Raw genomic sequence first — 723 nt, 5'->3', positions numbered from 1 at the left:
GCACTTTCATGGGCGGTGTCGCGATAACTTAGAGGCAATCGGACGCGTGGCGTGGAAGGCACAGCGCGTTGTTCGGTCAGGTTTTCACCAGTCTACCCGGTGCTTTTCTTCGGTTTCCTGATGGCGCCGGTCGTCGTCCACGTGCAAGTAGACGCTGGTTGTCGTCAACGATGCATGCCCGAGGTTGTCGCGCACCGTGCGCAGATCCACCTTACGGTCGGCCATGTGCGAGCCGGCGCTGTGGCGTAGCCAATGCGCGGACGCCTTCTCGAGCAGATCGGCTCGCACGCTCGGCGCATCGTCTCGCTGGCGCAGGCGCGCCGCAGCGCCCGCAAACACGTCTTTGACGATGGCGTGGAGCGCGGCACGCGTGAGCGGCGCGCAGGTCTCGGTGCGTTCGTTGAATGCCGTTGCCCCGATTGGCAGAACCAGCGGCGTGTCTTCACTGGGCGACGGCAGGGCGCTGAGTCCAAGGTGCTGCCGATAGCGCGAGAGTTCCATCATCATCTCGCGCGTGCCCGGCACCAGCCGTTGTTTGTCGCCCTTGCCCTGAACGGCAAGCCACCAGCGCAGGTTGCCGTCCACATCGCGTCGCACAAAGAACTGGCCCATGGTGTTCGCGCCGACTTCCGCGATGCGCAGCCCGCCGAGATAGAGCAGCGTGAACAGCCATCGGACGCGGTACGCGTGGGCTTTTTCGCGGTCCGTTTCCATAGGCATCGT

1 protein-coding gene is annotated in these 723 nt (G+C 64.3%); it reads right to left on the bottom strand.

The window, feature by feature from the left end:
• Positions 1 to 84: 84 nt before the first annotated feature.
• A partial coding sequence (locus NCS02_RS11070; RefSeq protein ID WP_250523089.1) for a tyrosine-type recombinase/integrase occupies positions 85 to 723 on the bottom strand: 639 nt, incomplete at its 5' end.

Origin of the sequence: Caballeronia sp. NCF2 (genome assembly GCF_023631205.1) — a bacterium.
GTDB lineage: Bacteria > Pseudomonadota > Gammaproteobacteria > Burkholderiales > Burkholderiaceae > Caballeronia > Caballeronia zhejiangensis.
The sequence above is the reverse complement of the archived record's forward strand: the minus strand, read 5'-3'. Positions and strand labels throughout refer to the sequence as shown.